This window comes from Mycobacterium sp. 4D054 (assembly GCF_052245755.1).
In the GTDB taxonomy this organism is placed as follows: domain Bacteria; phylum Actinomycetota; class Actinomycetes; order Mycobacteriales; family Mycobacteriaceae; genus Mycobacterium.
In genome coordinates, this window is the sequence record NZ_JBQQCF010000044.1 from 36,744 (window position 1) to 44,239 (window position 7,496).

Annotated in this window: 6 protein-coding genes and 1 pseudogene; 3 read left to right on the top strand and 4 right to left on the bottom strand. The window is 64.9% G+C overall.

The genetic code is table 11. From position 1 onward, the window contains the following. Positions 1–221: 221 nt before the first annotated feature. Positions 222–1,444, bottom strand: a pseudogene (locus ACTWP6_RS24280) (L,D-transpeptidase). A 532-nt stretch (positions 1,445–1,976) separates the two neighbouring features. Between ACTWP6_RS24280 and ACTWP6_RS24285 the strand changes: the two are divergent. Beyond that, positions 1,977–2,750 (top strand): helix-turn-helix domain-containing protein, encoded by a 774-nt coding sequence (locus ACTWP6_RS24285; protein WP_237674051.1) that lies wholly within the window; start codon positions 1,977–1,979, stop codon positions 2,748–2,750. A 48-nt stretch (positions 2,751–2,798) separates the two neighbouring features. After that, positions 2,799–3,761, top strand: a complete 963-nt coding sequence (locus tag ACTWP6_RS24290; RefSeq protein WP_112744676.1) for a sterol desaturase family protein — start codon at positions 2,799–2,801, stop codon at positions 3,759–3,761. A gap of 14 nt (positions 3,762–3,775) precedes the next feature. Here the strand turns inward: ACTWP6_RS24290 and ACTWP6_RS24295 are convergent, their stop codons facing one another. Continuing rightward, a complete protein-coding gene (locus ACTWP6_RS24295) occupies positions 3,776–4,045 on the bottom strand; it encodes a metal-sensitive transcriptional regulator (RefSeq protein ID WP_112744675.1) in 270 nt (89 codons plus the stop codon). A 75-nt stretch (positions 4,046–4,120) separates the two neighbouring features. After that, positions 4,121–4,993 carry a sulfite exporter TauE/SafE family protein gene (locus ACTWP6_RS24300; protein ID WP_443189000.1) on the bottom strand — a complete coding sequence of 291 codons (873 nt, stop codon included), beginning with the start codon at positions 4,991–4,993 and terminating at the stop codon, positions 4,121–4,123. 240 nt (positions 4,994–5,233) lie between these two features. Here ACTWP6_RS24300 and ACTWP6_RS24305 point away from each other — a divergent pair, with 240 nt between their 5' ends. Further along, positions 5,234–6,613, top strand: a complete 1,380-nt coding sequence (locus ACTWP6_RS24305) for an MBL fold metallo-hydrolase (protein ID WP_443189001.1) — start codon at positions 5,234–5,236, stop codon at positions 6,611–6,613. Between the two features lie 103 nt (positions 6,614–6,716). On the opposite strand, the gene ACTWP6_RS24310 is transcribed toward ACTWP6_RS24305, so the two are convergent. Then, positions 6,717–7,364 (bottom strand): YHS domain-containing protein, encoded by a 648-nt coding sequence (locus ACTWP6_RS24310; RefSeq protein WP_270720512.1) that lies wholly within the window; start codon positions 7,362–7,364, stop codon positions 6,717–6,719. Positions 7,365–7,496 lie beyond the last annotated feature (132 nt).

Sequence of the window (7,496 nt, forward strand, 5' to 3'; positions counted from 1 at the left end):
ACATGTGAAAACGCCGTTACCTGGGGGCGGCAAACCAAAGGTGTCGTAGCGGAAAGGGCTGCGCTACCTGTGCGGCGTGGGCCCCACGGCGCGCGATGCTTGGGTGACACTCGGCATGCGAAACCCGGTTCGGTGGATGCGAACGTCCTGCTGACACGCGTAACTGGTGCCACGAGGTGACTGGGAGGCGGCGGTTGTGAGTCTCCGCTTCTGATCTGATTTCAGAGGTTGGCGTTGCCGACTTTCCACTGATCCCAAGGGATGTTCCAGTCACCTAAACCGTCTGTTCCCGACAGCGTGGGGCCGGTGGTGTTGATGACCTCAACGATGTCGCCGCGTCGGGTGTTGTCGTAGAACCATCGGGCGTTGGCCGGATTGACGTTGAGGCATCCGTGGCTGACATTGGCGATGCCTTGGCTGCCCACCGACCACGGTGCAGAGTGCACGTAGATCCCGCTGTAGGACATCTGGGTCGCCCACTCCACCTCGGTGCGGTATCCGTCGGGAGAGTTGACTGGAACTCCGTAGGTGGACGAATCCATCACCAGAAACGAGTAACGATCTCCGATGATGTAGGCGCCGTTATCGGTCGGGGTCTTGGCTTTGCCCATGGAGATGGGCATGGTCTTGACGGTCTGACCATTGCGCCGCACAGTCATCGTTTTGGTGGCGTCATCGGCGGTGGCGATGACCTCGTCACCGATGGTGAACTGGGTAGTGACGTCATCCTGACCGAATAGCCCGTCACCGAAGTTGACGCCGTAGGCGTTGACCGACACCTCTACTGTTGTTCCCGGTTTCCAGTATTCGGCTGGGCGCCAACGTACTTCGCGATTGTGAGCCAGTAGAAGGCTCCCTCGACCGGGGGGTTGGTGGTCACGTTGATCGCTTGCTGCGCCGCAATCCGGTCGGTGATGTTTTCATCGAAGCGGATCGCGATGGGTTGGCCGACGCCAACCGTCTCCCCGTCGTTGGGCAGGACGTAGGGCATCGTTAAGTTGTCGGGCGAGTGGGTTTCGAAGGTCGCTGTCGTAGTGGTCGCGCCGCCCAGTCCAAGGGCCTGGGCATCAAGGGTGTACTGCTTGTTGTAGCCCAGCGGCTCGGCAGACGACCAGGACACGCCATCGGGGCTGAGCTGTCCGTCGACGAGTTCGCCGGCTTCGTTGGTCAACGAGACTTGGCCGAGAACGCCGTCACCGGCGGACACGGTAACAGGGGAGTCCACCGCGACGCCGATCGCTCCGTCGGTCACCGACGCCTGCAATTTGGGGACTAGCAGGTCGGCGAATGGGGTGCCTTTATCAGTGATGACCTCGGGCTGGGGCGCGGCGGCCGGCGACGAGCTGCACGCGGCCGCGATCAGCAGCACCGCCATCGCCAGGACGGCCGTCCGCAGCCACTGCGCCGTGGCTCGAAACATGGGTAGGCGGCCTGTCTGCGGCATGTATGAGATTCTCCGAATCGGTTTGTTGTGACCGGCTAACGGGCTGAGCACCGCGGTGTGCGCGCCGCACCGGCCGGACGCGGGCGACGGTGGACCGTTCACGACGTGAAGTCTTCTCGTCAGTCGTTTGGCTTTCGTAGTCCTTCTATGAAGATTCGATAAAGCCCGACTGGGTGAGTTTCACCGGCTTGGTCGATGGCACGTCTTCGCGCTCGTGGGGCGCCAGGGCGCGCAGTCGTCCCAAGCGGTAAGCGTCCGATCGTAGCGACGGAGCGGTCTTTGGTTCGCCGTGAACACTGCACAGGTGGGCTCTTCGGTCAGCCGTGTCTACGTCTGGATGCTGGCTACGGGCGGCCCCAGCCGATGAGAGCGAGGAGATTGGGGACCATGAGCGCTAGGGGCGAGGCAAGCCACCAGCCTCGCGGAGAAGATGGGTTTGCGCACCCACCCAAACAGGCGCGCGGTGACCAGTGCAGCGTGTTCCGGGGAGGCAGCACCAGGCAACGATCGATGCCAAACGCTATCATCGCTTGTGGCGAACGATAGTCCTGGCGGCGATGCCGCTGCCGCGTCGCGCTGGGGCGGGGCGGCGCTGCTGCGGCCGGGGGTGTTGGCCTTCACCGGATCGATCGGCCCCACTGATGTCCACGCGCATCACGCCGTTCAGATCGTCACCGCGACGACGGCCTTGACGGTGCTCGACGAGCACGGCGACCGGCATCGGGGCACGAAGGTCGTCGTGCCCGCCGACGCGCCGCACCGGATCGAGGTCGGCGCCCAGGAGGGCACGGTGGTGTTCCTGGAGCCGGAATCCGCGCCGGGGCACGCCGCACACTCCCGCGCCGTCCGCTCCGGGTGGACCGTCTCCCCAGTCCTGACCTTCACCCGGCGACGAGCCTTGGCCGCGGTGGTCGACGAGCTGATCGCGCACCTGGCGCCCGCCACGGCCGACAACGCCACCGGGGGGCGGCATCCCGCCATCGATGACGCACTGCGGCTGCTGCCCGACCTGGTGGCGGCGGGACCGGTCAGCGGCACCGAACTCGCGGGGCTGGTCGGCCTTTCGGCGAGCCGACTGACGCATCTGTTCACCGAGCAGGTAGGCATCCCGCTGCGGCGGTACGTGTTGTGGTCACGGCTGCGGGCCGCGATCACCCGGGTGCAGGCCGGAGATGATCTGACCGGCGCGGCGCACGGTGCGGGGTTCGCCGATAGCGCTCACCTGACCCGTACCACCCGTGAGATGTTCGGCCTGCCACCCTCGGTGCTCAGCCGCCACGTCTCCTGGGATCTCGACAGCGGGTAGCCGAATCATTCAAGCCTCGTCGCGGCGGTGACCGCGACGATTCAGGGCATGAGTACGACTTCTTCTCCGCCTTCGACGAGGGTGATAACTGCGGTCCAGGCGGTGGCCCGCTACGGCTACGTGCCGTTCATGCTGATCGGCCTCAACGGTGCGGGCATCGCCGTCGCCGCCGCAGGCGCACCCAAGTACTGGCTGCTGATCATTCTGGCGGCCGCGATCGCGACGGCGTTCGTGGTGGAGCGGATCATCCCCTATGACCCGCAGTGGAACCACGACCGCGCCGACAGCACCCGCGACCGCATCCACGTCGCGGTCAACGAAACCCTCATCCTGGCCAGCGTCGCCGCCATCCCGCTGCTGGCCGCGATCGTCCCCGCGCCCCAGTTGTGGCCGCACAGCTGGCCATTCGTCGCACAGGTCCTCGCCGCGATCCTGGTCGCGGACTTCGGGATCACCGTGGTTCATTTGGCCAGTCACAAGATCGGGGTGCTCTGGCGCTTTCACGCGGTGCACCACAGCATCAGCCGCTTCTATGGCCTCAACGGCCTGATGAAACACCCGCTGCACCAAACCGTGGAGATGGCCGCCGGGGTCGCACCCCTGATCCTGATCGGGCTGCCCGTCAACGTGGCCTCAGCGCTGGCCCTGGCGGTGGCGATACAGCTGCTGCTGCAGCACTCCAACGCCGACTACCGCATCGGCCCCGCCAAATACGTCCTGGCCCTCAATGAAGGACACCGCTTCCACCACCTCAAATGGGCCGGCATCGGTGACGTCAACTTCGGGTTGTTCACCCTGGTGTGGGACCACCTGATGCGTACCTTCTCCTATGACCCCGCCCGCCGCTTCGACTCCACCCAGCTCGGCATGGCCGCCAAACCCGACTATCCCACCGGATACCTTGCCCAACTGCTCTACCCGTTCACCGGTTCCGGCGGCTGCCACCTCGGATCGGCCCAATCTGACCCCCACCGTGGTTCGGCAAGCAGCATTAAGGGATCGGTGACGTAAGTGGACTTGGGAGGTCAGGCGAGTGCCAAGAAGAGCTTCTCGAGTTCGGCTTCGGTCATCGGCTTGGCGCTCTCGCTGCCGTCGCCGGTGATGCATTCGCGCAGGCCGGTCGCAACAATCTTGAATCCCGCCCGGTCGAGGGCTCGCGAGACAGCGGCGAGTTGGGTAACAACGTCTTTGCAGTCGCGTCCCTGCTCGATCATCGCAATCACGCCGGCGAGCTGTCCTTGAGCGCGTCGCAGCCGATTTAATACTGCGGCGATGCTGTCTTCGTCGCCAACCATCGTGGCTTCCTTTCCTGCGGTTTCACCAATTTCAACAGTACCCGTGGGGGTATGCTTCCCGCGCGCTCATAGCGGTCACCGCGCCGCAGCCGGCTTCATGTGAGCGAGGAGGATCCAACGCAACGGGCAGTACCTGGTACGGCTGCAGGTGAAATAGACGCCTACGCCGATGACGGTCAGGGCTAACGACGCGGCACCGACCACTGGTGTTGTCTCCAGCGCGAGGATCACCGCCGCCATCAGCAAAACGAACCAGCCGAACAGCTTGCGCAGCGTTTCGGGGTCGACCCTGCCAGTTAGCCGTCCGCCGATCAAACCGCCCACCACTGCAGCGGCCGTGACCATCGCTGCCAGGCTCCAGTCGATCCGTACACCGGTCAGGTGTCCGGCTAGACCGGCCAACGATTGCATTGCGACCACCACTAACGAGGTACCGATCGCGGCGGGCATCGGAAGTCCGGCCAGCAGGACCAGCGCAGGTACCAGCAGGAAGCCGCCACCCGCGCCGACGAGACCGCCCAACGCACCGACGACGCCACCGATTACGGCCACCTTGGCCACCTGAACCTGCGGGGCCTCGTCGCCGGAAGTTGTCTTGCGGTCGCGCAGCATCGCGATCCCGGAGGCGATCATGATCACTGCGAAGGTGACTAGCAGCACCGTTTCGGGGATGACGCCGGCCAGTAGGCCGCCGCAGAAAGCCCCGGTCATAGCCGCTGCGCCGAACCGTAGTGCGACGCGCCACCGCACGCGCCCGGCCCGCATATGAGCGATGACGCCGACCATGCTGGTGACGCCGACGACCAGAAGCGAACTTGCGATCGCCTCCTTGACGTCCAGTCCTGCGACGTAGGTCAGTAGCGGGACGGTCAGGATTGAGCCACCCCCGCCCAACAGTCCCAGCGAGACTCCCACGACCACGGCCAGGACGACGGTCAAGGCCGTCACGTCGGCGGCCTCGCAGCGAAACCGCACATCGCGGTGTTCGACACCGTCATGTCGTCCTCCCAGTTGACGTCGTAGCCGCCGCCTGTGCGCGCGATACCACCGGGGGTATATTAGAACCATACTAGAAATACCCCACTAGGTATTGCGATCACGGAATAATATACCCACGGGGGTATTGTTGTGTTGGGATGTGAGGGCCCGAAGTGGAGGCAGCAGGGCCTATCTAGAGAAGGAAAGACGATGATTCTGGAGCAGTACTACATCGAGTGCCTGTCGCACGCGTCGTATCTGATTGGAGACGAAAGCAGCGGGCGCGCAGTGGTTGTCGACCCGCGCCGCGACATCACCGAATACCTCGACGACACCGCCAGGCACGGGTTGACGATCGAAGGCGTCATTAACACCCACTTTCACGCGGACTTCGTCTCGGGCCACCTGGAGCTGGTGGAGGCCACCGGCGGGTGGATCGGCTTCGGCGCGGCCGCCCAGACTGACTATCCGATCCGCCGGTTGTCTGACGGGCAGCACCTCTCGCTCGGCGAGGTCGATCTGGAGATCCTCTCGACCCCGGGGCACACCTGGGAATCGATCAGCGTCCTGGTGCGTGAACGTCCCGACGTAGAGCCCGTCGCGGTGCTGACCGGTGACGCATTGTTCATCGGCGATGTGGGTCGTCCGGACCTGGCCAATCTGGGTGACGGTTCGACTGCCGACCTAGCTCGGGCGATGTATTACAGCATCCACGACAAGCTGCTGGCGCTGCCCGATGATGTCACGGTGATGCCCGCCCACGGCGCGGGTTCATCGTGCGGAAAAAACCTCTCGGCCGAGCTGACCTCCACGATCGGCGAGCAGCGCCGCACCAACCCGTCGGTGCAGCCGATGACCGAGGCCGACTTCGTCGAGCTGGTCACCCACGGCCAGCCCGCGGCACCCGCGTACTTCTCGATGGACGCGGCGATGAACAAGCGGGTTCACCCACTGCTGGATCAGCGCCGCAGGATTCCCCCAATGGCCGCGGCTCAGCTACGGGCCGGTCTGCAGACCAGCGTTCGGGTCGTGGATGCGCGGTCGGTCGACGACTTCGCGGCCGGTCATCTCCGCGGATCGGTCAACGTCGGCTTCGACGGCCGCTTCGCTGAAACCGTCGGCATGGTCGCCGAGGTGGGCGCCAACATCGCGCTGATCACCTACCCCGGTGACGAGCAGACCGCGGCCATGCGGCTGGCCCGCATCGGCTCGGACAACGTGGTGGGTTATCTCACCGTCGGCACTGACGGTGCCTTCCCGGCTGAGCTGACCGATCTCGTTCAACCGGCGCCACGGGTCAGCGCCGCTGAGCTCGACCGGCTGCGGGCCGAGAATGCGGTCACCGTGATCGACATCCGCAATCCCGGCGAACGCGACGTCGGCACGATTCCCGGCGCGGTGCACATCCCACTGGCCCAGCTGCGCACCCAGTGCGCAGAAGTTCCTAGGGGCAAGCCGATCGTGGTGCATTGCGCAGGCGGCTGGCGCTCCAGCGTGGCCGCCTCAATGATGCGGGCCGACGGATTCGCCAACGTTAGTGATCTGATCGGCGGTTACACCGCATGGGCGCAGGCCCAGGACGCTGCGTGAAGGACTACAGCGCCGATCGATTTGAGCCCGCCCGCAGACGACCCCGATCTGTGCTCAGTCCTTGAGTGATTCCCCGCGGGTGGCGAGTGCTGATTGCTTTTGCCTACGCGTACTGCGTTGGTGCGGCGACGAATCGTTGAGCGCACTGCGGTGAGCAGAAATACCAGTCATGACCTGAGTGACGCAGATGGCTGGCCGCCGTGGCGGGATCGACGCGCACCCGGCACACCGGGTCGGTGGGATAGCGGGCCGCCGCCAGTCCCACCGCGTAGACCTTTATCGGTGTCGCAATGTTGCGAAGTCGCTTGACTCCTAATGGCTCTAGCGAGAGGCCGCGCTGCGCGCAGGCCCGGCGAACTTCTTCGGTGAAGAGAGCCTGCCCGGCGCCGGCCAGCGCTGTGAGGCGCGCGGCCACATTCACACCGTGTCCGAAGTAGTCGGTGTCGCGCTGGACCGCACTGCCGCGGTGAATGCCGGCCCGCAGCGCAAGAAATCCGTCCTCCTCGGCGGCGCGGTCAGCGAGTCGTAGGATGGTCGCCACCATCGGCTCGGTCTCGCTGGCTCGCAGCATGACCGCATCACCCATCGTCTTGACGATGGTGACGTCCGGTCCGAGCGACTCACGGGCCACGGCAAGCAGACGGCCCGCCATACTGGCGGCTTGTTCATCCCCGCACATTTCCGTCAGGACGCTGAATCCGGACAGGTCGACGAACGCGAACGTCGCTTGGAAACTTTCACATTCGGTCACTTTGATCGTCCTTAAGTTCGTAGTTGCAGTTACTTCGTGTTGTTACGTTGGGCTGTGACCCGGGTGGGTCGGGTGAGGCTGCATGGTCGTAGCCGGCCCTGGTGGTGCGGCTTGAAAGGACTGGCCGCCCGG